At 33.7% G+C, this 26,578-nt stretch carries 27 protein-coding genes, 1 other RNA gene and 1 pseudogene; 6 read left to right on the forward strand and 23 right to left on the reverse strand.

The genetic code is table 11. The features are described from left to right. Nucleotides 1–9: 9 nt before the first annotated feature. Nucleotides 10–1,245, reverse strand: coding sequence for an ATP-dependent Clp protease ATP-binding subunit ClpX (gene clpX, locus HOY35_RS04195; RefSeq protein WP_172210598.1), 1,236 nt, complete (start codon nt 1,243–1,245; stop codon nt 10–12). A 397-nt stretch (nt 1,246–1,642) separates the two neighbouring features. Here clpX and ssrA point away from each other — a divergent pair. Then, nucleotides 1,643–1,996, forward strand: a transfer-messenger RNA (tmRNA) gene (gene ssrA, locus HOY35_RS04200). Nucleotides 1,997–2,186: 190 nt separating this feature from the next. Here ssrA and HOY35_RS04205 read toward each other — a convergent pair. Both HOY35_RS04205 and HOY35_RS04210 read right to left on the reverse strand, forming a co-directional pair. Beyond that, a complete protein-coding gene (locus HOY35_RS04205; protein ID WP_172210597.1) occupies nt 2,187–2,495 on the reverse strand; it encodes a hypothetical protein in 309 nt (102 codons plus the stop codon). A gap of 133 nt (nt 2,496–2,628) precedes the next feature. Further along, nucleotides 2,629–3,798 carry a MucBP domain-containing protein gene (locus HOY35_RS04210; protein WP_172210596.1) on the reverse strand — a complete coding sequence of 390 codons (1,170 nt, stop codon included), beginning with the start codon at nt 3,796–3,798 and terminating at the stop codon, nt 2,629–2,631. Between the two features lie 301 nt (nt 3,799–4,099). Here HOY35_RS04210 and HOY35_RS04215 point away from each other — a divergent pair, with 301 nt between their 5' ends. Next, nucleotides 4,100–4,525, forward strand: a complete 426-nt coding sequence (locus HOY35_RS04215; protein WP_172210595.1) for a hypothetical protein — start codon at nt 4,100–4,102, stop codon at nt 4,523–4,525. Between the two features lie 107 nt (nt 4,526–4,632). Here the strand turns inward: HOY35_RS04215 and HOY35_RS13440 are convergent, their stop codons facing one another. Continuing rightward, nucleotides 4,633–5,031: a LysM peptidoglycan-binding domain-containing protein gene (locus tag HOY35_RS13440; RefSeq protein ID WP_249641466.1), complete on the reverse strand. Its 399-nt coding sequence runs from the start codon at nt 5,029–5,031 to the stop codon at nt 4,633–4,635. 79 nt (nt 5,032–5,110) lie between these two features. On the opposite strand from HOY35_RS13440, the gene HOY35_RS13605 reads away from it, so the two are divergent. Then, nucleotides 5,111–5,236 (forward strand): hypothetical protein, encoded by a 126-nt coding sequence (locus HOY35_RS13605; protein WP_283770039.1) that lies wholly within the window; start codon nt 5,111–5,113, stop codon nt 5,234–5,236. A gap of 711 nt (nt 5,237–5,947) precedes the next feature. On the opposite strand, the gene HOY35_RS04225 is transcribed toward HOY35_RS13605, so the two are convergent. From HOY35_RS04225 to HOY35_RS04315, 18 genes and pseudogenes are all read right to left on the reverse strand, one after another. Next, nucleotides 5,948–6,853, reverse strand: coding sequence for a TMEM175 family protein (locus HOY35_RS04225; RefSeq protein WP_349627489.1), 906 nt, complete (start codon nt 6,851–6,853; stop codon nt 5,948–5,950). A 213-nt stretch (nt 6,854–7,066) separates the two neighbouring features. Continuing rightward, the gene (locus HOY35_RS13645) at nt 7,067–8,014 is read right to left on the reverse strand and encodes a S41 family peptidase (RefSeq protein ID WP_172210593.1); all 948 of its coding nucleotides are present in this window, start codon (nt 8,012–8,014) and stop codon (nt 7,067–7,069) included. A 714-nt stretch (nt 8,015–8,728) separates the two neighbouring features. Continuing rightward, on the reverse strand, nt 8,729–9,352 hold the full coding sequence (locus HOY35_RS04240; RefSeq protein WP_172210591.1) for a hypothetical protein: 624 nt from the start codon (nt 9,350–9,352) through the stop codon (nt 8,729–8,731). Then, on the reverse strand, nt 9,349–10,938 hold the full coding sequence (locus tag HOY35_RS04245; RefSeq protein WP_172210590.1) for a T7SS effector LXG polymorphic toxin: 1,590 nt from the start codon (nt 10,936–10,938) through the stop codon (nt 9,349–9,351). Before HOY35_RS04245 ends, HOY35_RS04240 begins: the two co-directional genes overlap by 4 nt. 74 nt (nt 10,939–11,012) lie before the next feature. Continuing rightward, nucleotides 11,013–11,234 (reverse strand): annotated as a pseudogene (locus tag HOY35_RS13650) (phage holin family protein); the annotation flags it as partial. 8 nt (nt 11,235–11,242) lie between these two features. Continuing rightward, nucleotides 11,243–11,410 carry a phage holin family protein gene (locus HOY35_RS13655; protein WP_367650301.1) on the reverse strand — a complete coding sequence of 56 codons (168 nt, stop codon included), beginning with the start codon at nt 11,408–11,410 and terminating at the stop codon, nt 11,243–11,245. A 100-nt stretch (nt 11,411–11,510) separates the two neighbouring features. Continuing rightward, the gene (locus HOY35_RS04260) at nt 11,511–11,714 is read right to left on the reverse strand and encodes a hypothetical protein (protein WP_172210587.1); all 204 of its coding nucleotides are present in this window, start codon (nt 11,712–11,714) and stop codon (nt 11,511–11,513) included. A 149-nt stretch (nt 11,715–11,863) separates the two neighbouring features. Further along, nucleotides 11,864–12,199, reverse strand: coding sequence for a metal-sulfur cluster assembly factor (locus HOY35_RS04265; RefSeq protein ID WP_172210586.1), 336 nt, complete (start codon nt 12,197–12,199; stop codon nt 11,864–11,866). An 81-nt stretch (nt 12,200–12,280) separates the two neighbouring features. Then, nucleotides 12,281–13,507 carry a peptidase T gene (pepT, locus tag HOY35_RS04270; protein WP_172210585.1) on the reverse strand — a complete coding sequence of 409 codons (1,227 nt, stop codon included), beginning with the start codon at nt 13,505–13,507 and terminating at the stop codon, nt 12,281–12,283. Nucleotides 13,508–13,518: 11 nt separating this feature from the next. Then, a complete protein-coding gene (locus HOY35_RS04275) occupies nt 13,519–14,310 on the reverse strand; it encodes a Nif3-like dinuclear metal center hexameric protein (RefSeq protein WP_172210584.1) in 792 nt (263 codons plus the stop codon). A 107-nt stretch (nt 14,311–14,417) separates the two neighbouring features. Further along, entirely contained in the window at nt 14,418–15,107 is a 690-nt protein-coding gene (locus HOY35_RS04280; protein ID WP_172210583.1) for a tRNA (adenine(22)-N(1))-methyltransferase TrmK, read from the reverse strand. A 499-nt stretch (nt 15,108–15,606) separates the two neighbouring features. Next, a complete protein-coding gene (locus tag HOY35_RS04285) occupies nt 15,607–17,859 on the reverse strand; it encodes an excinuclease ABC subunit UvrA (RefSeq protein ID WP_172210582.1) in 2,253 nt (750 codons plus the stop codon). Further along, nucleotides 17,852–18,280 (reverse strand): MarR family winged helix-turn-helix transcriptional regulator, encoded by a 429-nt coding sequence (locus HOY35_RS04290; protein WP_172210581.1) that lies wholly within the window; start codon nt 18,278–18,280, stop codon nt 17,852–17,854. The genes HOY35_RS04285 and HOY35_RS04290 overlap by 8 nt, the downstream gene beginning before the upstream one ends. 319 nt (nt 18,281–18,599) lie before the next feature. Continuing rightward, nucleotides 18,600–18,740, reverse strand: coding sequence for a hypothetical protein (locus HOY35_RS04295; RefSeq protein WP_172210580.1), 141 nt, complete (start codon nt 18,738–18,740; stop codon nt 18,600–18,602). Nucleotides 18,741–19,191: 451 nt separating this feature from the next. Beyond that, nucleotides 19,192–19,836, reverse strand: a complete 645-nt coding sequence (trmB, locus tag HOY35_RS04300) for a tRNA (guanosine(46)-N7)-methyltransferase TrmB (protein ID WP_172210579.1) — start codon at nt 19,834–19,836, stop codon at nt 19,192–19,194. A gap of 53 nt (nt 19,837–19,889) precedes the next feature. Next, a complete protein-coding gene (locus HOY35_RS04305) occupies nt 19,890–20,666 on the reverse strand; it encodes a phosphotransferase family protein (protein WP_172210578.1) in 777 nt (258 codons plus the stop codon). A gap of 125 nt (nt 20,667–20,791) precedes the next feature. Then, nucleotides 20,792–21,976, reverse strand: a complete 1,185-nt coding sequence (locus HOY35_RS04310) for an ABC transporter permease (RefSeq protein ID WP_172210577.1) — start codon at nt 21,974–21,976, stop codon at nt 20,792–20,794. Continuing rightward, a complete protein-coding gene (locus HOY35_RS04315) occupies nt 21,969–22,709 on the reverse strand; it encodes an ABC transporter ATP-binding protein (RefSeq protein ID WP_172210576.1) in 741 nt (246 codons plus the stop codon). Before HOY35_RS04315 ends, HOY35_RS04310 begins: the two co-directional genes overlap by 8 nt. Before the next feature lie 97 nt (nt 22,710–22,806). On the opposite strand from HOY35_RS04315, the gene HOY35_RS04320 reads away from it, so the two are divergent. The 3 genes from HOY35_RS04320 to yidC all read left to right on the forward strand — a co-directional run bounded on the left by HOY35_RS04320 (nt 22,807) and on the right by yidC (nt 25,036). Further along, nucleotides 22,807–23,223 (forward strand): HIT family protein, encoded by a 417-nt coding sequence (locus HOY35_RS04320; protein WP_172210575.1) that lies wholly within the window; start codon nt 22,807–22,809, stop codon nt 23,221–23,223. A 130-nt stretch (nt 23,224–23,353) separates the two neighbouring features. Further along, nucleotides 23,354–23,692 (forward strand): hypothetical protein, encoded by a 339-nt coding sequence (locus HOY35_RS04325; protein ID WP_172210574.1) that lies wholly within the window; start codon nt 23,354–23,356, stop codon nt 23,690–23,692. A 414-nt stretch (nt 23,693–24,106) separates the two neighbouring features. Then, a complete protein-coding gene (yidC, locus tag HOY35_RS04330) occupies nt 24,107–25,036 on the forward strand; it encodes a membrane protein insertase YidC (protein WP_172210573.1) in 930 nt (309 codons plus the stop codon). Nucleotides 25,037–25,103: 67 nt separating this feature from the next. Here the strand turns inward: yidC and HOY35_RS04335 are convergent. Further along, a partial coding sequence (locus tag HOY35_RS04335) for a peptidoglycan bridge formation glycyltransferase FemA/FemB family protein (RefSeq protein ID WP_172285813.1) occupies nt 25,104–26,578 on the reverse strand: 1,475 nt, incomplete at its 5' end.

The following is a 26,578-nucleotide window of genomic DNA, read 5'->3' on the forward strand; positions in this document are numbered from 1 at the left end:
TCCCAGATTTTAAGCTGTTTCTTTATAAGTAATAAGCGGCTTTGCTTGTTCGTCGATTGAGTCCTTTGTAATCGTAACACTCTCAATTTCTGGATGGTTAGGTACATCAAACATAATATCAAGCATTGTTTCTTCAATTATCGAACGTAGGCCACGTGCGCCAGTTTTGCGTTCAATCGCCTTGTTTGCAATTTCCTTCAGAGCTTGTGAATCAAATTTCAAATCAACACCATCATATGCTAATAATGTCTGATATTGCTTAACTAAAGCATTTTTAGGCTCCGTCAAAATACGTACTAGGTCATCAACTGTAAGTTTTTCCAAAGCAGCCATTACCGGTAAACGCCCAATAAATTCGGGAATCAAACCAAATTTCAATAAGTCTTCAGGAATAATTAATTGCATAATAGACTGTTCATCAAGATTTTTAATTTTATTATTCGAGCCAAAGCCAATTACTTTTTCACCCAAACGGTTTTTAACAATTTGGTCAATCCCATCGAAAGCACCACCAACAATAAATAGAATATTCTTGGTATCAATTTGAATTAATTCCTGCTGTGGATGCTTGCGACCACCTTGTGGGGGCACACTGGCGACTGTACCTTCGATAATTTTCAATAGTGCCTGCTGAACACCCTCACCAGAAACATCACGTGTAATTGACACATTCTCAGATTTTTTAGCAATTTTATCAATTTCGTCAACATAGATAATCCCACGCTCAGCCCTTGCAATATCATAGTCTGCAGCTTGAATTAATTTTAATAGAATGTTTTCGACATCTTCACCAACATATCCCGCTTCTGTTAGTGCTGTTGCATCAGCAATTGCAAAGGGCACATTCAAGCTCTTTGCCAAAGTTTGTGCCAAGAAGGTCTTACCTGAACCAGTTGGTCCAATTAAGCAAATGTTCGATTTCTGTAAATCAACATCTGTATTTTCCGCAACATGCTTAATTCTTTTATAGTGGTTATAAACAGCAACTGCCAAAGTTTTCTTCGCTTTGCTCTGTCCAATCACATATTCATTTAAAATATCAAGTAATTCTTGAGGTGTTGGCACCTCGCCTAGCTCCTCTAGCATTGCTTGATCAAATTCTTCGTCAATTATTTCTTTACAAAGCTCAATACATTCATCACAAATATAGACATTGGGACCAGCAATAATTTTCCGAACTTCCTCTTGTGTTTTCCCACAAAAAGAACAGCGGACATTAGATTGAACTGTTGTTTCTTCCTTCATCAAGCATATCCTCCTAAAAATTCAATACTTATAGTTTAACATAGTTTTAGTCAGGTCTCCATTTTTCAGCTGATTCTTCTAGAATATTTACAATATTTTAGAAAATACCAATCCTCTATAAATTACCTTTTAATTTCCCTAAAACCTCTTGATGAAAAAATATTTTTATGGTATTTTTAAAGTGTGTTGTGGGCGTGCGTGGATTTTAAGTCTAGGTCAAGCTCAGGTAGAAGCCCTCAGACAGTAAGTGTCTAGGGTTTTTACTATTTTCTGGATTTATGTCTTGTATTTTGTAATAAAGATTTTTATGAATTTTGTAATGGCATAAATACAGCGATTAATTTCAAATAAATTGAAACATAGATATTGCTATGTTATAATGTTTATATTTCGTAACGGGGTTGTTACGGATTCGACAGGCATGCTTGAGCATGAACTGCAGCCCGAAGGACGTTTCGATAAAAGTCACAGTTAAATATAACTGCTAAAACAAACAATACTTACGCTGTAGCTGCCTAAACACCAGCTCTCGTAATCTTTAATCGCTTTACTTTCGAGCCTTTAAAGATTTCATTTTAGAAGGTTACGATTTAATAGCGCTTGACTATTAAATAAGAGATTCTCAAGCTCGCCTTAAACTCTGGGGTTATATGACAGCTTTTAAGGTTAAATAAAAATCATATATCTATGGCTGTAGACGTTTATGTAGCGAGGTGTTTGGACGTGGGTTCAATTCCCACCAGCTCCATATAATAGCTATTTATTGCTAGTTATTGTTAAACGAACGTTGATTTATCAGTATTTGTTTATTATTGATGCTCATTGTTGAATAATAATTTGGCACATATTTGGCACATTTTAAAGTGATAAAAAACTACTTATATCAATAGATATGGTAGTTTTTTATTATGTATTTGGCACAAGTAAAAGACTAGAATATTCTAGTCTTTTTTGTATATCTCAATATACTCAATTTCTTCAATTTCATAAGGTTTATTGTCTATAAATACCTTACCTTCATCAAATCCATTAACAGAACCTATTATGTATTCCTGCTGATTCCAGCCTAAATCTATTTCACCCACTTGAGCAAGGACAACCTTATTATGAGAAAAAGCAAAATATAGTAAATCCATCATATCTCTCGTTTCCATCGGCTCATATCGATAAACAACGTGATTGTCCTTTTCTTCCATCTGCTTAAGCATTGTAGTCTGTTCAGATAAATACATACCTTGCCATTTCCTCATTCCCCTATCATGATAATCACGAATTAAAGATTTCTCTGATGTGTTCTTCATGAGATTTCATATAATCAGCCTTTTAAATTGCCTTTCACTTAGAGGTAAAAAGCTTAAAAATAACGCGCCAATCATTTATTATTTATACTGGTGTATTATTATAAAATTTGTAATTAATGATTAATAATTTTTGAGTTAGAACTCCTTTTGTCAATTCTTGGTCTTCTGGATCAGGTAACAGTACATATCTAAGGTAATTTTGTTCTTTGGTTTCTTCAGAGTAACCTTGGAAAACGACATATGAATATACCGTATATGAATCACCTAGATTCAAAGTAATTTCTTGATTTTGAAGCGTAGTATCACCATGTAATTCTTCGGTTTTTAGTACATTTCCATCTTTGTCATAGTAAGTAGCAACATAATAATATGATTCTTCATCACTTGGGAGTAAACCAGATTGCTGTAAAACTATTTTCCCGGTTTCAATATTTTTACTATAAATGAATTTAACGACTTGATTTTCATTTGAGAACGTTCCTGTTTGATTACCTTCGATTCTTTCAAACGTGTATCCTTCAAATATATTCTGTTCTGCTTCATAATTTGATCCGATAATTCCAATCAAATTATTGTCTGCAGCTAATTCATTGCCGTTAACATCTTGATATTTAATTGTCACAGTTCCATTTTCAACTTTTGGATTATTAGACGAATTTCGAATATAGCCAATATACTCATAACCATTGATGCTTTTTTGTTTATTATAAATTGTATTTTTTGATAAATTTTCAACGGTTGATTTTGGTAAACTTTCCGATTCAGCATTAACAATTATTGTACTACCAACTCCGCCAACAATAATTACTAATAGTAATAGATCCTTTAGTTGTTTTCTTTTTATCACAATTAGACTAACTCCAGAAACTAGAATTACAAAACCAGACACAATCAGCAGCGGATTAGCTTTATTCTCATTTGTAGCTGGTAATTTTTTTGATGAATTATTTTTTATATTATTATTTACATTTTGTTTTACTGCATTACCGCTATTATTGGTTTTATCTGCTATGGGTTTTTTATCATTTTTTTTATATACCAATGTAACATTTTCAAAATCATTATCAATTAAAAAAATTGGATCATTCTTGATAACAGATACTTGTTCATTTGTTGATAATTCATCAAACAATTGATATTGTGTAGAAACTTGAGCAGAATTTTCTTCCGCAGACGAAATTTGAGTTGTCAGCGCAAACAGACTAGCAACTAGAATAATTGAAAATATAAACTTCTTTAAAATTTTCTTCATATTAAACTCCTTAATAATATTATCCCTTGACTTTAATACATGTATTGTAGCATATCAATAATGTGATTTAATCTTTAAAAGTATTATTTTAATGAAAGAAAGCTACTCATGTTATCGAGTAGTCTCCGTTAATACTTAATGACTTTGAGAACAGATATTATCAAGTAAGTAGCTATTTGTCAAACAAAAACCCACCACCATCTCTGATATAATAAAAAAATACATAGAAAATAAATTACCACTCAAGACTGATATAATTTAAATGACAACATTTTATTATGAATAAAGGAGGGATTGAATTATGAAAAAAACAAGCCTATTTATAGGACTATTATCTATTATTACATTATTAACTTCGTGTTCAAAAACGATTGAAGATTCATTAGGAAGCAAAGATAATGCTGAATATCAAGTCGCTAAAAATCAAGATACTGGGGATGGAACTTTGAAATTAATGACAACAAGTATTAATGTCAAAGATAATGAATTAGAGTTTATGACTAGTGGAATAGATGAAAATAAGCTAACTTTTATTTATGTAGCTAATCAAAAGGTGTTTGAACAAAAAATAAAGAACAATCAAGATTATAAAATTAACATCAAAAAAATTAATAATGCTCATCGTACGGATTATAAATCAAAGGTACAATTAGTTCAATATTCAGACGATACAGAAAATGGCGATATTACAACATTTAAGCAACAGCGATATTCTGTTGAAGAATAATTTTAATAGAATAAATAAACCGCTACGAAAACAATCGTAACGGTTTATTTTTTTTACACACAAAATAAAAAAACCCTTGTAAATTAATACAAGGGCGTGGGTATTACTTATTTAATTCTATAACTTATACCAGCAAAGATTAAATCACTCGATAAGCCATTCAATGCTTTGATACTTTGAGCAGTCGTTCCGTATTTTGAAGCAATACCACTTAAAGTGTCACCCCAAACTGCTGTATAACGAACGGTTGATGTTGAAACTGATTGGCCACTAATTTGTAAAATTTGACCAGGATAAATCAAGCTTGGATTACTTAGCCCATTTAGCGATTGTAACGCTTGCCAAGTTGTACTATAAGCTAAAGCAATTGAGCTTAAATTATCACCGTATTTGACAGTATAACTAGATGTCAATGGTGTCGATTGAGCTTGACTTGTACTTGCCGTATTGACACTAATAATCTCTGTATCGGATTTATTAATCCAAGAAAGAATACCGCTTAACAACACTCGATCACCACTAATTTGCTAGACTGTGTATGAATTACCTTTAACCCAACTTGGAATAGCTTCACCAGTCGCCCAATTGCTCGATGAGAAGTTAACCTTAACTGTATCACCAACCTTTATATCGGCTTTAGGTGTTGAATTAGCCTGTTCACCTTCATTAACCGCTGGTGTTTCTGTTGCTGGTGTATTTGCTACACCATAGCCATTATCAGTAATCCCTGTTAAATCAATGTTGCCATCAAGTCCACCAGCTACATATAATAGCTAAGGCTAAAATGTTGATAAATCAACATTTTAGCCTTTTTTGTTGCTTATTATTAACCTTGAGTGAAATAAGGATAGGAAGTGGATAGATAAGTATCAAGAATACATTAAACAAAGCTATATCAGTGAAATAACCACTACTTCAATTTATGCTTGGTTACAATCTATGGATGAATTAAAAAACAGTACAAAAAATATAAGACTAAAAAGTTTTAGTCAGATTTTTTGAAAATGGATGGATAAAAGAAAAATTTAAAAAGTCCATTCAAATTAAAGTGGATAGAGCAGTTAAACTCTCTATAAAAAAGGATGAGGTTATGCCACCACTCAACACTCCTGACTTAACAAAATGGTATCAATTAAAAGATGCTGTAGCAATCCAATTAATGTTTAGAACTGAGATTAGACTTGCTATTAAAAGTGTTCACATCTCGGCACTAATAAATCGTTTTTTATTCATAGCTGCTCCGATTCATATCAAGATACAAAACTGATTTAAATTATAGCAATTAAATTAGTATATAAGGAAAAAGCCACCTCGTGCGAGGTGACTATTGATATTACTGAACAAAAAATAAAAACAAGCTTCTACTTCTTAATTTTTATCGATAGCATGCTATAAATATCAACTAATTCATTATTTTTAAGGCTAGGATATTCTGCTATTATTTAGTCGCTCCTCTTGTAATTTCAACCGTTTTTTTTGATTCAAGAGCTGTCTTAATTCAAATTCTAGTCGTTTATTATCACGCTTATTTTTAGTTAATAACTGCTTTTGATATTTTTCAATTTCTTCATCAAGATTTTTTTGCCACTCTATCATAATTTGTTGCCAATTATTTGAGCTATCTCCATTATTAGCTTGTAGAGAATCACGAAGCAAATGTGAATACCGTTTCATTTGATTGCCCCATAGCCGATGCCGATTTTTAAAATAGTCTGCCTGTTGTTCTTGGTCCAGACGATCAACAATCTGGTTTTCTTCACGATCAATAATATTTTGCAGAAATGCTAAAATTGGCAATATCAAATAGATAATTAAAGCTGCATGTATAAAAAACTGTGAGAATAAAAGCAATGCGAAGCGAAAAATGATACTCATTAAATCTTGTCGATTTAATTCTTTAATTCGTCTTGCTTGATTATGAGCTACCTTGATACTTTGCTTGGTTAAAGCTACAATTAAACGTCTCATGACCATTGTTACAATCAAGGTTAAAACACCGTAGATAAATATTGTAGTCTGGGTGGTATCCTCAATCAAGAGCCTAGTTGCCGAAGGAATCAGGGATAGAAGAAATAATAAAAACATATAAATAACTAAAATTTTATTTTTAATCTGGTCAATATGGTTAAATGCGTAGGCAGTCTGAAACCATAGATTAGCTACAAAGCAAAAGCTGATAAAATAAATACCAACCGACTGAATCAATGAAATCCAATCAACTGAACCGTCATTAAAATACTTTATAGGTAATTCTAAAACAATAATAGTTAGAATAATTGCGATAATTGCATCACTAAAAACCAAAACACGTTCTTTCAATAAATTCACCTACTTTTTATTTTGTTATTATAACACTATTTAAAATAATAATGTGATACTGAATAAATTAATTAAATAATCAAATTTAATCAATACAAAATAGAAAGTATTGTGAAGCATACCGACACGTTATTTGATTTTTAGTTGTTTTTATAATTAGTCATAGTTGAATATTCCTTATTCAAAAATAATATTTTGTATATCGCTCACTTTAAAATGAAATTAATTATTATTCAGCCAGTTCAATGCTGCATCTAAGGGCTCATTAGTTTCAACATTTGGCATAATTTTTTGGTTGTCATAAACCCTGCCTCTAGCATCTTTTATTTTCGCAGATGTAATTTGCATCACTCGACCATCGTATAAATTTACTTGACTATTAGCACTTGTATAGCCAGCTGATGGTTGCCCGAAAAGCTGAATATCATGTTTACCAGCAAAGCATAGGACAGTAATTTCTGCCGAGCTGCCAGTTTGACCATTTATTAAAATTGCTATTGGCACTTTTGCAATTTTCTTTTGATTATTAATTGAGACTGATGAACCACCATTTTTTACCATGCCATTTTTCAAACTGACTTTTGTGTCATGATTATTTTTATCAATAAAGCCAATCAAATTTCCATCTGATAAAATTGGTGCTAGTCCTGTAACCATAGGTCCCATATCGCCACCATTATTATCACGAAAATCAAGAATAATACCTTTATAGGTTGCTTTATACAAATTTTCCGTAATTATTTCAGCATATCTTTTACCCTCATCCGAATCTCCCGTGAAGGTTGGCACAGTCAGAATTAGGACATTATTCTCTATCTTTCCTGTAGGCATCATAACGTCAAATTGATTACTGTCTGGATTATCTTGATAAATCGAGCCATGCTTACCACAAGCAATCTTTAATGCATCCTCCAGAGGCTTGATTGTATCATCAATTGTCTTAGCATGATCAAATTCAGCCATTGTTTCCTGTTTTTTTACCTCCCATGCCTTACTTTTAGTATATAATCCGAGATTATCAATTTTATTTAAGGCGATTTCACCATATTTTTTGGGACTCGGTGGTATTAAATAAATATTATAATTTCCACCGTACTTCCAAATAAAAATAAAGCCAAAAAAGATGACTGTCAATAGCAATAATATCATTAATTTAATTTTCTTTTTCACAATATAGCCTCCTTAACTTCAAGTCTACTCGTTGCATGCATAAAAGAAAACTTACATTATTGTCATAAAAAATCACTAAATAAAAAACTTCCATTTACTTTTATAAAGTAAACAGAAGTATTTTTGATTATATCAACACATTGCACCTAACTTATCCCCTAAGGTGATTCTAGCATATCGAGACATTTTATCGACTGACCAAGCAGGGTACCAGACAAGTTTTACATCAACTTCTGTCACCTCTGGTACTTCTTTTAGGGCGTCGTGAATTTGTTCGGTTAGGAAAAGCATTGGTATACAAGGTTTTAAAACTAAATAATTTAATTAAGAAACTCAATACTATTTGATATTAATAATTATAGTAAACTTAAGCGTTTTAGTCAGTTGACCTTGTTAGATACTTGATAAAGTAAGTATTATTTTTGAGTGATATTTATTGATAACTTTTTATAAAAGATTATTATTTTTTGTTATTTTATAAGCAAATAAAAAAACACCACCATTTCTGGCAGTGCTAGGAGTTTATGAAAAAGATTAATTATATCACGGATTGCTCAGCATTCCAAAAAATACCTATAGCCCACCTCAAAAAAACAACCGACACTTTAGCTAGTTTTCCATAAAACACTATTACCTAAATCAAATAATTAGAACAATCATAAAACTTGCGTATTTTTTCTTTGTTCAAATATGCTTCTATGGTTCAATCTGATATCACTGATTATTTTTGTGCTTTAAGTCTGGATAAATCTCTGAAAACCATTCATAATCCCAGTCCCAACCACGATACTTATATTCAGCTTCAGTCATGGAATCTGGGGCGCGTTCTTCAATTAATGTCATAGTTTTCGCTTCTTTTAGGCTAATTTCATTAGCTTCATCAAAGGACAGCGATAAGATATCTTGATGTTTAGCTTCAAACGCTTCAAGTGTTATCCATGTTTCTTTATCATCCTCACTAATCTTACCACCCGCTTGCTTCATCACTTCAATAACCATGATGTAAAAGGCGCGTTTATCAAGCGTAGTGACTTGAGTATGGATAGTGTAAAATTCCAACTCGTTTTTTTTCCCCCAACTTGGAACCTCAAAATAAAATTTTTCATCTGGGTTACCGATAAAAACTTCTGCCCATCGTTTATCGTATCCTGATTTAGGTAATCCTAAGCAGTACATATCAAATGGGTCACTTAAAATATTTGTATCAATATCAAAAGGTGATGTATTCAAAAGTAAATTACCATCCGCCTCTTTAATAGCAATCCCCCACATTTTTTCTGATAACTCTTTGTCGTCTAAATATAATTGTTTTGATTTTAGTTGTCCGTAAATAATCATTGGTTGGCACGCACTCCTTTCACATATTTATAAGCACTTTGTATATTTTTAGCAAGCTTATCTAATCCACTCTTCCCAACATATCTTTTGTATTCTGGGGGGATTAAGTTTTTGATTTCTGTAAGATTATCAATATTTATTTTATCAAGATCATCCATTCGGATATTATCTTTTACTTTATTGACACTGTTTTGAATATGGACAGCCCGATCAGAGCCTGGCTCAGCATCAACTCTAAAGTCACCCTTCTTTCCATCTATCCTACCCTCAACAGACTTCCCGATTGTCCTACTCGTTGGATGACTGCCAATATGACTATCATAATCCTTAGCAAAGCTATAATTCAATCCCGCACTTGATTGTTCAATACTGCTAACACCACTGATTGAGGAGGCTGCACCTACTGTTGCAACCGTTGCGCCGAGTGCGCCAATACCATAAGCAATCATACTTTCTGAAGTTAAAAGACCAGCTACACCCGCTGGCGCTAATGTCCCACCAGAACCAACGGTTACTGTTCCAGAAAGTAAACCAAGCCCACCGCCACCAAGAAGTGCAGCTAAACCAAAAATAAGTTTTCCGCTATTGTCTTTAACCTTCTCCCAGTGCTCTGCATCGGCCTCTTGGTTGGCAATTTTTGTCAGCTTCTCATCATATTTACCGTTCTTTAGAACAATCAGACCGTCACCACTACCAAAATTAGCCTTGCCAATTAATAAGATATTGCCTTCATCATCAAATAATAAACCTTCATTGATTTCTTGAATTGTCTTACCCCATTGTTCTTTAGGGACATTCTTCAAGATTTTTTTCAGCTCTTTTTGATAATACTTTTCTGCTGCTTTAGGAAGCCCTAAAAGCGCTATGTTTTGCTCAATAATGTCGTCATCAGATTTTTTATCCGTAAACCAACTTTTATCTGTACCTTCTGGTAACGAATAAGTGCCATCGCTGTTAACAGTCGTATTATTCAGAACAGTAACACCTTGCATCGCAATTTTAAAGTTATTTAAGCTGTCACTAAATAAACCACTGACTGCACTTGAAAATTCATAAAGCTTATCCAGCTTCTTTTGTAATTTGTCAATATCATCCTGCAAATCGTCAGAAATACCATTTAATCGATTTTGAGCATCGAATAAAGCATCTGCTAGCTTAGCAATGGGATTAGAGAGGGTTTGTAAATGAATTGAACGACTGGCAGCATCTACCGCAGCTTTTGAAGCTTTTTTTATTTCAATTTGTTGCTTCAAGTTAGCCTCATCCAACAATGATTCCGTTGAAACAATTTCATTAGCAGCACTGTATTTTGATAAATCAGCTTTGACATCGTCAGTTGCTTCGGTGACCCGAGTAATTGTTGGTATAATTAATTCTTGAAACAGACCTTTCCCAGCAGTATAAGCAGCACCCGATAAGGTATTGCCATCGATTGCAGCAGTCAGCTGTTGAGAACCTGATTTCAACGACTCAATCGTTGAATTCGCTGTATTAACGTTAGTAGTCAAAGCAGCAATTAATTCTGATGATTCACTACTTGCATATTTTAGTCCCAAGTTGGTCAGCCCTTTCTTAAAAATTTCCATGTTATTTAACATTTTATAATTAGACTATCACAGCATTTTTTTAAAGACAAGTAGAAGCCCAAAATAAAAAGCATCTAGAAATTAATCCAGATGCTCTTCTTCATTGTCTTTATCAACTTTTCCAAAAACTTAGTTAATCCCTTTGCTACTTTTACCACTAACCTATCTAGATTTTCTAGAATACTTAACCCCTCATTCGCAATCAAATAACTAATCACTACTGTTTTCATAACAGATAAATTATCAAAAGCGAACACATCAATTTGATTAGCAACTATAAACAATAGCCACATGTCGCCTTTGCTTACCCTTTGTAAAGTCTGTTTGAGCTAATTCCTATTGCAATTCCAGCTGTCTTTTCCTTACCACTAGCCATTATTCCACTGATAATATCAACAACTTGAATTATTAAAAGTGTTGTCATCAGCGGCAGCCATGAGCCAATTAACAATGTGATTAATGATCGCCACAAACAATCAAAAAATTAAAAACTGGGTTATCCAGTGCCCTAATCTCAAGTGCGTTAAAAATACATCTGTTTTATCCTTTCCATGAAATTTCACTCCTTCAACTCAAAAAGAAAAACACTGACTTATCAGCGCTCTAATGTGACAAGGCTCAACTTCATCAATATAACTAATCTGTTTTTCAATTACAAATACTCTAAACATCTCTAAAAATTTTGTATGTTTTTCAGCTGTGTCTATTGCTAACCCTCTCGCCTCATCATTAAACAACAGTTCTTCAATTGCATCTTCAACTAAAATTTTTTCCATAAAAAAACTCCTATCTACTTTTTTTCAAAGTAAATAGAAGAATTTTCAACTATACCAATGGACTTCTTATCCGTATGACCAATGTCCAGCTTTTAAGCTTGGCACTAGGCATAATGGAGTTTAAATCCAGTTATATCAACACATTGCACTTATCTTATCCCTAAGGCGATTCTAGCATATCTTGACATTTTATCGACTGACCAAGCAGGATACCAGACAAGCTTTACATCAACTTCTGTCACCTCTGGTACTTCTTTTAGGGCGTCGTGAATTTGTTCGGTTAAAATATCAGCCAATGGACAGCCCATGGTGGTCAAGGTCATTTTAATTTCAGTATGTCCATTATCCTCAAAACCGATTTCATAAATCAAGCCAAGATTTACGATATCGACACCGAGTTCAGGGTCAATTACCGATTCAAGCGCTGTTAAAATTCTATCTTTAATTTGTTCAACCTCTTCAGGTGTCCAAGTATTTTCGCTCATAGTATCCTCCAATTATCATCAAAGCAATGTTGTATGTGCTTATATTTTACAGGTTAACCCTAGTAATTTCAAGTGCTTCGCTTATTCGGCATTGAGCCTGATAATCTCAATGATGGTGTCAGTTGCCGCTACCATTGTTTCCAAGGAAACAAACTCATAACGACCATGCATATTTTCACCACCAGCAAAAAAATTCGGCGTCGGTAAACCTAAAAATGAAATTTTTGAACCATCTGTACCACCTCTAATCGGTTCAATAATTGGTTGAATCCCTAGCCTTATCATCGCTTTTTCAGCTAATTCAACTGGCGCCATATCCTTTTCGATGACTTCTCGCATATTATAATACTGGTCCTGCAGAGTTAATTTAACACGCTGCTCGCCATATTTTTCATTTAGCTGATTAATAATTTGAACAAACTTATTTTTACGTTTTTCTAAGCCCTCTCGAGTAAAATCACGGATAATGTAGTACAACTCTGCTTCATCAACCGTACCTGAGAGCGTTAAAAGATGGTAAAAGCCTTGATACCCCTCTGTTTTCTCAGGAACCTCGGCTGCTGGCAGCATTGCATGAAAATCATGAGCAATTTGCAAGGCATTAATCATGACATCCTTGGCAGTACCAGGATGAACATTCTTCCCTTGAATTCTTATGGTTGCTTCGGCTGCTGAAAAGGTCTCATACTGTAATTCACCAAGCGGGCCACCGTCAACGGTATAAGCAAAGTCAACATTGAAAGCTTCAACATCAAAAAGATTAGCACCAACACCAATTTCTTCGTCTGGCCCAAAGCCAATCCGAATCTCACCATGCTCAATTTCAGGATGTGAAATTAAAAAGGCCATTGCCGTAATAATTTCAGCGATTCCTGATTTGTCATCACTGCCTAACAAAGTCGTCCCGTCCGTTGTGATTAAGGTTTGACCAATATAATGCATTAAATTAGGAAATTCAGCAGGATTAAGCTCAAAACCTGATGTACCAAGCGGGATAATCTCGCCCTGATAATCTTCAATGATTTGTGGCGCAACATTGACAGCATTAAAATCAGCCGTATCCATATGCGCAATAAAGCCAATTTTTTTTAGGGATTTTGAGCTATTACTTGGCAAGGTAGCAATTAGATAGCCATTACTTTTTAAATAATGAACATCCGCTAAGCCAATTGCCCGCAATTCATCTGCTAACAAATGCGCAAAATCAATTTGTGATTTGGTGGTAGGGACTTGATTGCTCTCTGGGTTACTGCGCGTTTCAATTTTAGCATATCTGATGAAACGTTCTAATAATTTATCATATTTCATTTTAACACCCCTTAAATAATTTGAAATGGATTTGTGACAGCCTTAGACTCAATAATTTCAAGTGACCAGCCATATTTTCGTTGCCACTCGCCTAATTTTTCAGCAACAAGTGGTATAAAGTCCTTTTCAATGTGATGCCCCGGATCAACAGCTAAAAGCCCTTGGCTTAGCATATCATGCGCAGTATGGTAATAAATATCACCTGTTAGATAGACGTCAGCGCCTTTAGCAATGGCTTCTGGATAAAATTTGCCGCCACTGCCACCACAGATTGCGACTTTACGGATAACCCTTGACTGATCATCGTAATCAATCGCGATTAAATGCTTCAAGCCGAATTTTTCTTTAACTTGGCTTACAAATGAATGAAATGGGACAGGCTGAATCTTGCCAATTCTACCAATTCCTTCCCCATCCTTAGTTTCAGACAATATTTCAGTTTCTCGTATATTTAATTTATCACAAAAATAATCATTTAGCCCACCTTGAACGATATCAATATTCGTATGGCTCACATAAACCGCAATTTGATGACGAATGCATGTCAAAATTATTTTCTCCTGAAAATGAGCATCAACTAATGTCTTTAGCGGTGAAAAAATTAATGGATGCTTTACAATAATTAAGTCAATATCCTTATCTATCGCCTCTTGAACAGTTTGCTCTCTGATATTCAAAGCGACCATCACCTTAGAGACATCAGCATTTTCATCACCTAATTGCAAGCCAACCGGATCATCAGCCATCGCTAAGTCAACTGGACAAAATTTCTCATAGGCTTCAATTATTGCTTTCATTTTCATAAATATTTCAACACCTTTTCTTAAATATATAACATTAAATGGAACTTGTTATATTTTACTATTAATAGCCAGACAAACTACGATTTAATGATTAAACGATGAAAATGTTAAATGATTAGCTTACGTATCCATGTTATTTCTTTACTAAATTGAGCCACTTTCTCTTGATTTAATTGCTTTGCTTGCTTTAATTTTTTTAAAACCCTTTCTTTATTCTCAAGCTCTTGCTGCCATTTTTTAATAAAAACGGTAGATTTTTCTTGCATTAAAAAAGGACCAAAAAGTAAGGCGTGTTCATTTAATGCTTGCTGCCCTTTTTCTACTACGATCACCTCATAAATTTTCTGATGCTCCTGTAATATCGATTCTGCTACAATGTGATAGCCATTTTGATTAAGCCACCTGCGAAGACCACATTCACCGACATTAGGCTGGAGTATAAGACGCTTGACATTAATTAACTGCTCTAAATCAGCATTTAGGATTTCTGAAATGAGCTGTCCACCCATACCAGCAATGGTCACTGTATCGATTTCATCCTCAGGTTGAATCGCAGCCAGACCATCCGCTAAGCGTACTTTGATTTTTGAAGCCAAGCCTTGAGCTTCAACCTCCTTTTTAGCACTTTCAAAGGGTCCCTTTACCACCTCGCCAGCAATTGCATAGCTGATTTGCTTTGTTTTTGTCAAATAAACAGGCAAATAAGCATGATCACTGCCGATGTCTGCCAATCTGGCATTTTGGGGCACAAAGCCTGCCACTGTTTCTAGTCGTTTAGATAATTTTTCTGAATTCATGCAATTATTATAGCACGATTTCTATGGCAGTCCAAATAGCCTGTCACCGTTAAAAGCAACTGATATATGCCGTACGGTCAGAAAAAAAGCCATAGTATCTAAAAAATTCAAGGTGATGAAATTTGAGATGCTCTCTCTCATTGATTGACTAATCACTAAATAGACGAGAACGGAAGACATTTGCCTCAGAATGTTGTCATTTTATTATGAAAACGACAGTGTTTCCGAGAAACAATTCCCAAATTAGACCAATAAAGTATGGACCAAAATATTCATCAGTCAATAGATTGTAAAGCCAAAAAGACAAAGCATACTCTGAAAGTATACTTTGCCGATATTTGAGACATGAAGAAGAGAGCCTTGCCTGTTTTTATATTATAAAATTGTAGGTTATTATAACACCTTGGTTTTCTTTTTTAAATTCTTCAAATTGTGTAGGCTTAATTTTATTGAGCTAAGTCATTCTTCTATAAAGTGCTAATCAGCTATCATTTTCTTTTTAAATCTTTATAAATTGCCTTAGATGACTAGCGGTATAGGATTTCTGACACTTAATAAAATCAATCGGATAGCCTTGGAATAATAATTTTCCGCCTAAGCTACCACCTCTTGGACCTAGGTCAATAATCCAATCGGCCTGACTGATGATAGACAAATTATGTTCCAAAATAATTATTGTATTGCCAGCTATGACCAGCTCATGAATTAGTGCGATTAAATGATCAATATCAGATTCGTGCAAACCCGTCGATGGTTCGTCTAAAATAATGATTTCAGATGATTTTTGTGATAATAATTGAGCTATCTTTAATCTTTGCAATTCTCCACCAGAGAATGAATCAAGTGTTTGTCCAAGTTTTATATACGATAGATTGGCTCGTATGATAGATTCTAAGGTATGTTTGATTACTGGATTATCATAGAATATATTCATCGCTTCTTGAGCTGTCAAATCGAAAATTTCACTTATATTTTTTCCGCGATAAGAATAGGAGAGTGCTTGCTCATTAAATCGCTTTCCTTGGCATTTCTCACAAATTTGTTGTGAAGCCCCTAAGTAAGCTAAATCAAGCTTAACTGTACCTTTCCCTTTACATTCAGGACAAGCCCCTTTACCAGTTACCGAAAAAAATGCGATGTCCACCTTATTTGAGCGGCTGAAAACTTTTCTAATTTCAATGAATATATTTAAATAAGTAGTAAGATTAGAGCGACTCGAAGCATGAGGCAAGCTCTGATCCAGAATCGTTGATTGTGGATATTGCTTTTTAAAAAGGTGTCTTATTAATGTACTTTTTCCCGAACCAGCAACTCCTGTCACTATAGTTATAGCTTTTTCAGGAATTCTGATAGAAATATTTTTGAGATTATTTTTTGAAACATTTTCGAGTTTATAGTAGTTTGAAAAATCTTTTCTCAATGTATTAAGATGATGCTCTTTTAAAAATGCTTTGGCAGTAACTGTATTAGAATGCAATAATTTTTCAAAAGTACCTTGAAAGGTCAGATTGCCTCCGTCTTTTCCAGCACCTTCACCAAAATTGATTACTTCATCGGCTATTTTAATAATATCTGGGTCATGATCTACGAACAAAACAGAATTTCCCTTGGTTTTAATCTCTTGCAAGATACGATTAATACCTTTAATATCTTGTGGGTGCAAGCCCACGCTCGGTTCATCAAAAATATAGAGAACATCTGATAACGAGCTATTTAGATATTTTGTCATCTTAATTCTTTGTGACTCTCCGCCAGACAAAGTGCTTGTAGCACGGTTTAAGGTTAGATAATTTAGGCCAACAGTACATAAGCTTTTTAATTTCGTTTTCAATTCATCTATGATAATGGATACTGTTTGATTATCAATACAATTAACAAAATCGAATAAATCAGTAATAGCCATATTGCAGCAATCTGCAATAGACTTACCAGCTATCTTCGCACTCAATACCTCATCATTTAATCTAGTACCATGACATGATGGACAGATATTCGTTGTTAAAATTTTATCTAATTCTTTTTTATATTTCGAGCTTTCTACATTAACAAAGCTTTCCATTATTCGAGGAATCAATCCAATGTATTCAGCTGTTTTATGCCAATTTTCACTAGGGTTACTAGGTTTTATTTTAGGGGAATAGAAGAGCAAATCTAGCGCATCCTTTGAGTAATCAGATATTTTCTTGTCGTTATCAAAGAACCCAGATTCTGTATACCTTGATAATCTCCAACCATTTTTTTGAAAAGTAGGGAATTGAATCGCATTTTCATTTAAGGATTTATCAAAATCAATTAAATTTTCAATGCTAATTGATTTTACTTCACCTAAACCTTTACAATTCCTGCACATGCCATCTGGATTATTGAAAGAATATTTCATAGAGTAACCGATAAATGGTACGGCAATTCTAGAATAAAGTAGCCTTAAACTCGAATAAATATCTGTAATAGTGCCAACTGTTGACCGAGAATTCCCTTGAATTCTTTTTTGATTAATGACCAATGAAACTGGAAGATTAGAGATAGAATCAACAACAGGCTTTATGTATTTTGGTAACAGATCTTGAATGTAGCTAGAATAAGTTTCATTTAATAGCCGTTGTGATTCGCTTGCTATGGTATCAAATACTAAAGAGGATTTCCCTGAGCCTGAAACGCCTGTAACAGCAACTATCTTATGCTTTGGGATATTAACTGAAACATGCTTAAGATTATTTGTTGTTGCGTTTTTTATCTTGATAAAGTCACTCATCGTTTCCTACTCGCTCCTCTCTTAAACGATTTGATAGTTTGCTTGCTAAACGCGCAAATTCTTCCTGCTCCCTTTCATCAAATGATTTTAAAGCAGTTTGATATAACACAATATGATTCGTAAAAATATTCGTTAGCAATATTTTTCCATCCTCAGTGATAGAAGTATATAATTCTCTTCCGTCTAGTTTATTAGGTAGCTGTTGGATATATCCTAAAGATTTTAAGGCTTTTAAAGCTTTTGACAATTTTGTCCGTGAAGTTCCTAAAATAATACTTAAATTTGAGGGTAAAATCGCGCCTTCTTTTTCTAATTGATATAAAATATCATACTGTAGCCATGAGATATTTTTGGGATTGACTAGCGTTCTTTCAGCCACCATCTCACACTGTAAATCAATTAAGGATGTTTTTAAATTCATTATAATTCCTTTCAAATATAGTTTCTATATGGAAATTATATCTTATTAGAAATCAATTTAAAAGTCTTTTTTTAGCTGAATAGTCAATTCACACACTTGGCAGTTCAAAATTTTAATCTTACTGCTACTTATAGCATAAGCACTAATGTTTTTACTTAGATAAAATAACGTCTTCTCTAAGCTATTCTCTTGTTTAACTAATCATCTGATATCTTAATTGAAACTACCAGCATGTCTTTTGGCACTATTTTTACTTTAAATTATTTTTCTAAAAATCGTACTTGTGGATCAAACATTAAAATATCTATCGACTTACTTTCTATATTTTCATTTGCTGTGCAGACGAAACAGCAAATATTTTTATTTCAATGCCTTGTTCTTTGGCAGCATTTTGCATTTTTATAATCGGTAAATTCATATTCATGCCTGTATTATAAAAAAGCATAATTGCTTTAGTCATATAAACCTCCATCTCAGCTCACGTACCGCAACTAGAGTCCAATAGTAAGATAAATGGGTGCGGATACAATAGAGTTTAGAGATACACTACAAGGCACAGTGGAGTGAGTTGTAGACTACCATATTAACTAAAAAGTGATTTATAGACAAAAAACATTATTCCTATATGGTGTAATATAGCAAAAACATCATATATTGTTGCATTCCCCAAAATAGCTTTTTGATCTAATTATTTTGGAACAACTATCGTAAGAGCTTAAATGTTTCTATTAAGTTTGCAGGCTTGATAAGTGTACATCCTAATTTTAATACTGATTATGGATTTCAAAGAGTAGAAAAGAATATAAAAAAGCACTATTAATATCATTGATTGATACTAATCACACTAAAAAATTCTATAATGAAACGATTCAAAAACCACCCAAACAATTATTTGTTTAGGTGGTTTAAAATTATTTAGGCGGAAACTGGGCTTCAACCCGATAAATTCGCTGTCCTTTAGTGGAAAATTTTTCCTCATATTCAGTCATAATATTATCCTCAAAATCGCTAGAATGTAAATCTAACCAAACCTGCTTGAGCTTCATCCCAAACTGCGAAAAGCTAGCGAGTGAATACTCGAAAAGCACTTGATTGTCAGTTTTAAAATAAAGCGCCCCTTGATTTTTAGAAATTTTTTGAAAAACCTCTAAAAAAGCACTTGATGTTAAACGACGCTTTTCGTGTCTCTTTTTAGGCCAAGGATCACTAAAATTTAAATAGATTAAATCAATCTCATCATCAGCAAAATAATTGGTCAAGCTACTGCCATCAACCTGCAATAGCTGAAGATTGGGAATTTCATCCGCCAAAGCCTTGTCCAAAACATGACTTAGGACACTGAGCTGAATTTCAATTGAAATATAATTAATTTCAGGATGTCGTTTCGCCATTTCGGTAATAAAACGGCCTTTACCACTACCAACCTCAATATGAATTGGGTTGGGATTACCAAATCGCTCATGCCATTTTCCTTTGTAAATTTCTGGCTCAGTTACGACAATCTCTGGGTGTGATGCCATATACTCCGGTGCACCTTTCCGATTTCTAACGCGCATTATTTTTTAAATTCCTTTCCCACATAATAAAGCAAGGCAAGTTTAACCCTACCTCACTCTCTTCTTAGCTTTTTTAATAACGCAATCTCTCGGTTAAATCTGAAATGATCTTCTTCCTCATAAAATTGATGAATCAAATTTAAAAAATTCATCTGAGCGTACCAAATAAAATCTTTATATACATACTGATTTAAGCTCTTACCATATGCGTAAAACCAGTGCTTCCAATATTTCTCTTCAATATAATGTGTTAATAAATAAGAAATATCAACTAAGCGGTCACTGATACAAACGCTATCCCAATCCACCAAATAAATTCTCGTGCCTGAAATTACCCAATTTCGATGGTTCACGTCACCGTGAATAACTGAAAAATGCTGCTCATCAAACTCTGGAAAATCACGCAGCTCTTCGATAATTTTAACGAGATACTGGTTATTGAGCAGGCGTAAATCAGCCTTCATCACAAATTCGTTATAAATGGTTTCAGGGCTCTTAACTGAAACATTAATTTTTTGACACATTGATAACAAGGTTGAAGAATTATGCAGCTGTGAAAGAATTTCTGGAATTTCAATATAATTAACAACCTCATCAGCCGATAATATCTTGCCATCTAACCATTCTTGAGCTGAAAGAATATCGCCATTTGGCAAGCGTTTGGTCCATAAAAGACGCGGCGCAATATATTCCTTTGCTAAAGAAGCTAAAAGCGGCGTGGTATTTTTCTTGATAAACGCACGTTCACCGTTTTTAATACCAATAAATGACTGGCCGGTTTCACCAGGAATTGGGCTTAATTGCCAGTTATTATCCAATTGAAACGCCATCAAATGCCCCTTTCACCTTATTCAATGTAAATAAATTTTATTGTTCAAAAAATACAATTCACATCTTTTTTACATCAGACTTACTCTATTTTAACGATACTGAAAATAATCGTCAAGGTTAATTATTAATCAATTCTTTTTGGTAGATAAAAATGACAAAAAATAACGATAAAGATAAGTGAAATTACAAAATTTAATAATACTAATTGCCAATCAAAATGGATGAAGGCTAAAATAACAGAAATAAAAGCGCTAACTGTCATAATTGAAAAAATTATTTTAATAAGCGCCACCCTTTTATACTTGCGCGCTACTGGATAGATGGCTGCTAATACATGATTATCGAAATGTCGATACAAGGGGATCATCTGAAAGCCAATCAAATATAAAATAACCAAATTTGCAAGCGCTGCGATTCGTATATCATTAACCGAAAATACAACTAGAATATTAATTAAATTTAATCGTAAAGCTAAATTGAAATAATCATTATTTCTAAAAAAAGCGTGCTTAAATAAATAAAGGTAGGTTTTTTGCGTAGTGTAATCTTTTTCTCTCAATAAAAAATCGAAATATTTTTTGCGAGCGACTTTTACTGGTAAATTTGGGACATCAGTGAACATTGAAATAAATTGATAAACGCGACGTTTACGCTGGGCTTCATAGTTAATAATCAACTCCCAATTTAATAACCCTACACTCTGACTACTTATATTCAGTAAAATGCTTGCAATAACAATGGCAAAAAGTAAGACAAATATTGGTGAGATAAATTGACTAAAAATAATCAAGACAATTAATTGCGCATAAAACGTCCAAAGTAAAGCTTGTTTTTTTTGATAAAAGCTATTTATTTTTAATTGATTAAAAAGTATTTTTTCAAAAATTTGTAATATAAATAATGCAATAACACTATAAACTGGAAAACCAGTTGACCTAATATAAAGCGGTGTTATGATTAATACTAATAGAAAATTAACTAAAATTGGGAAAAGCATAGATGACTTTAAGGCTTCACGAAAATAGATGCTCATCTTCTTTTCTTTCACTAGCAGGAAAGTCATATCTGCTGCTTCAACCAATAAATTCAACTTACCTAACTGAAGGATCAATAGCATTGCAATCATAATTGCAAGCTTTGCAAAGAGGTTGCCAACCTCAACCATTTCTAAAATTTGAACATAATAATAAGACAATCCGCCAATCAAAAAAAGTAAAACAATCGAAAAATGATCATTAATAATGTATTTAGAATATTTTATCAGTTCTTTTTGATAAGCTCTATGCCGTTTTCGGTATAGTTCACGCACTCGCGCCACCTACCTTAGTCAAATGCAGATAGATTTCGTCTAGGCTCTGATTTGGCAAGCCAAACTGTGCTCTAAGCTCCTCAATCGTGCCGTCAGCAATTAAATGACCCTCATGCAAAACAATAAAGCGATCACAGAATTTTTCAGCTGTTGATAAAATATGTGTACTCATTAAAATGGCAGCACCCTTAGCTTTCATCTCTAGCATTAACTCAAGCAGGGCATTAATCGCTAACGGATCCAGTCCTAAAAACGGTTCATCAATGATATAAAGACTTGGTTCGGTCAAAAAGGCGCATAATATCATTACCTTCTGCTTCATTCCCTTAGAAAAGTCCGCAGGAAACCACTCTAATTTATCTTCAAGTCGGAAGGTAGCAAGCAATTTTTCAGCTCGCGACATTGCTAGCTCAATTGGAATATCATAAGCCATTGCTGTTACCTCGATATGCTCTTTGAGTGTCAATTCCTCATAGAGTGAAGGCTGCTCTGGAATAAAGCCAATTTTCTTTCGATAGGCCTCTAAGTCATCCTTTAAGGTGAGCTTGTCAATTTTGATTTCACCTGAATACGGCGTCAATAGACCAATAATTTCTTTAATGGTCGTGCTTTTCCCAGCACCATTTAACCCAATTAACCCCACTAATTCCCCATTTGCTACATTGAAGGTAACCTCTTTTAAAACGGGAAAATTTAAATAACCACCTGTTAATTTATTAATTTCTAATGTCATAGCTCGCCTCATTAATTTCTTTTCTCTTAGTGTAACAAAATTAGAAAAAATCAGCAAAATTTGTTACACTTATTATAAACAAATACTGGAGGTTATTATGAGTGATTGTATTTTTTGCAAAATTATTGCTGGTGAGATTCCAAGTGTAAAGGTCTACGAGGATGATTTTATTCTCGCATTTCTAGATATTACTCAGGTAACTGAAGGACACACCTTGGTAATTCCTAAAAAGCATTCTCGAAATTTACTAGAAATGACAGCAAGTGAGGCTAGTGAGCTATTCAGTCGCATTCCTAAAATTGCTAATTTGATTAAAAATAACTTAGGTGCCACTGGGATGAATATCGTTAATAACAACGAAGCAATTGCCTACCAGTCAGTTTTCCATACCCATGTTCATTTGTTACCTAGATATGATGAGACAGATGAATTTAAAATGAGCTTTGCCGACCGATCTGCCGAATATCCAATTGAAAAACTAAAGGCAGTTGCAGACCGGATTAATGGTAAATAAAGTGCTGAACACGCTTGTCAGAAAAACGACTAGCTTTAAAAATTTGTTTTAAATCCTATCAAGCCACTGCAAATGTTAATTAAAGGGGCAAGGACTATTTTTCCAGCCTCCTTAGAAAAGGAGAATATTTATGAGCTTAAAACGTTTTTTAGTCGGTGCAACAATTGGCAGCGTTGTGACTGCAACGCTTGTCTTGAAATTAACCGAAAAAAAAGATGATTTTTATCGAAAGGAAGTCGATGAATTAGCGGAGGATTTACAGGCTAATTTAGAAAATATTTTTGAACAAACTGAAAAAATAAAGCAAGGTATTCCTAAAATTAAAAGCTATATTGATGAGGTTGCAAAACCAATATTTGAAGAATTAAAGGATGAACTCGCTGAATATCAACGTACCAGTGAGCCAAGAATCGATGAGATGGAAAAACGTGCAGCAAATATTCAAAGTAAACTTGATAGTAAAAACTAAGCTTACAGCCTAAGCACAATAAGAAGCTGGAATGAAAGATGTTTAATGACGTAGAAAAAGGTGCTAAATTACCTCGCTAAAAATCGAAAACCAAGGCGTTTACTCTCTCTGATTAAAACTTTGAGAATAGACAAGTTATTCGCTTATTCAGTCAGACGCTTTCTGTCTAACCGAATGACATATCTATTTGAACATTTTTGAGAGAGAAAGCCCGTAAGTTACAAATATTACGAAAGGGATGAGGCTTTTGTCTCCTCCCTTTTCCTTTTACAAAAATAAACCTATTTTTTTAATAATTCAGACAAAAGTCTGATTGTTTCTGTTATAATTATACGGTATGTTTATACTATGTGAAAAAATAAGAAAATGGCCGTTAATGTTGATTTAATGGCGTTCAAAGGATGGATAAATTTAATGAAAAGATTAAAGCAAATTTTATTTTCAGGGCTCGCAATTACCTTGTTGCTTACTCTAAGCGGTTGTGTTCAGACAAAAAATGGCCAACCAACTGAACAGGGCTGGGTTTGGAATTTATTAGTTGAACCAATGAGTCATGTTATTGAATTTTTTGCTAAGGACGTTAATTTAGGCTACGGCATGGCAATTATCATGGTAACTATCATTGTTCGCTTACTAATTTTACCGCTTGGTCTATATCAAGCGCACAAATCAAGCTACCAGCAAGAGCGCATGAATTATTTAAAGCCAGTGCTTGAGCCGCTTCAAAATAAATTAAAAACAGCTGCTACTCAGGAAGAAAAGATGGCTGCCCAAACCGAATTAATGCGCGTTCAAAAAGAAAATGGGATTAATATGCTAGGTGGCATGGGCTGTCTACCACTTTTAATTCAAATGCCATTCTTCTCTGCTTTATTCTATGCGGCACGCTATACACCAGGTATTAGTGGCTCTAGCTTCCTGATGATTAAGGACTTAGGTGAACGAAGTCTGATTTTAGTAGCGCTCGCAGGGATTATGTACTTAATCCAAGGCTATGTTTCAATGATCGGCATTCCAGAGGATCAAAAGAAGCAAATGAAATCAATGTTGATTATGAGCCCCTTGATGATTGTTTTCTTCTCAATCAGCTCGCCAGCTGGTGTGACGCTTTACTGGGTAGTCGGTGGTCTCTTTGGTATTCTGCAGTCACTTATTACTAATTTAGTGATTAAGCCTAGACTTAGAAAGTCTATTGATGAGGAATTTGCTAAAAATCCGCCTAAAATGCCAACCATCAATACAAAAGATGTTACCAATACTGTTAATCCATCCAAAAAAACAGCAAAACAAATTCAAAATAAACAAAATAGTAATAAGCGCAATTCAGGCAAGCAAAAACGATAATCAGCTTTTAAATCAAGAAATCCAATTATAAAAGATTTAATTTTCTTTTATAATTGGATTTTTTAATTTAACTTAATTTTAAAAGCGTTGAGATTTTGGAAACTAGTCGCAAGATCAAATATCTGACTGGTGAAATGACTAATGTGTAACCACCAATTTTTTCTTCAATATACCCATTAAAATGAGACTTAAACTTTAAAATACCATCTGTTCCATCAAATTTTCCAAGTAATCCGTAAAAATTATATCTTTTGATTCCACGCTTCAAGCTTTCCTTAATCATTTCATCTTGAATTAAATAGGGTGCGTAGAATTGCCTAAAGTCATCTAATGTCCCACTGGAAAAATAAACTGCTTCTTGCGGCAGAAAAATAAACAAGCCGCATGAAATATCAATTTCACCACTTCCATATTTTTCTAAATATTGCTTAGCAGTTATTATGCGTTGTTTAACTACTTCTAATTGCTTTTGATTTTCTTTAAGACGTGTTTGTATTTTATTCGACTGCTCATTTTTTCTGAGCTTATCTTTAATGATAAGATTATTCTTTTTTACCTGTGTATCCTCTAAAATCAAGTTATTGAGATAAGTATCAAAATTAATTGAAGCCATTAAAAAGATAGCTGAATCTTCAAAGCAGCGATAAAATTTTTGATAATAATCCAACGATTTATCCTCAAAGTCACAGCGTTTAGCTGTTTCGGTCGTTATTTTATGGAATTTTTCTAATTCTTCATAAGATAATCTTCGAGTTGTAATCCCGGCATTATTTGCTTTTTTGATAAAATACTTACCATTATGAGTATATGAATGCTTTAAATTATCTAACGTAATTTCTGATAAGTCTTTAATATAGCTATATTTAGGAAATCCAAAGGGGAATGGATTATCTCCTGAATCAAATTTTTTAAAGCCAACTGATATTAAGTTATTTTCTGTGATTAACGCATTTTCTAATTTCTGACAATTAGCAAGATTTTTTGAATCAATCCGATTAACAATATCTGGTGTTAATGCTAAATAAATGCCTTTTCTTTTTTTACAAAAATCTACCAGTGAATGTGTAAAAAATGTTACCATTGGCAAATTTGTGTAATCACCAATAAGGCCACCAGTAATTTCAAAATAGTGACCTGTTCTCATTTTAATTGAAGCTAAGAGCGCACCTAATATTATATCGCCATCTGCCTTCACACCTAAATAATAAATCTGCCAGCCTCGTACTTTTCTTAATTTTCCCATCTCAACTGTTTGTAAAAAATTTCCGTAAGAATATTTTTTAACGTAGCTACCAAACTCTTGAGAAGATAGTTCAACAAATTGTTGCTCTGCTCTGGTTCTTGGTTGGTTTCTAAGCGCTGAAGCTCTAAGAGACCAGTCAAACGCATCCATACCTCTAGGGCGATGAAATCGCCAAGAGTTACGGACTCTGCTTGCTCTGCTCTGCTCTGCTCTGCTCTGCTCTGCTCTGCTCTGCTCTGCTCTGCTCTGCTCTGCTCTGCTCTGCTCTGCTCTGCTCTGCTCTGCTCTGCTCTGCTCTG

This window comes from Enterococcus sp. MMGLQ5-1, assembly GCF_013155265.1.
In the GTDB taxonomy this organism is placed as follows: Bacteria; Bacillota; Bacilli; order Lactobacillales; family Streptococcaceae; genus MMGLQ5-1.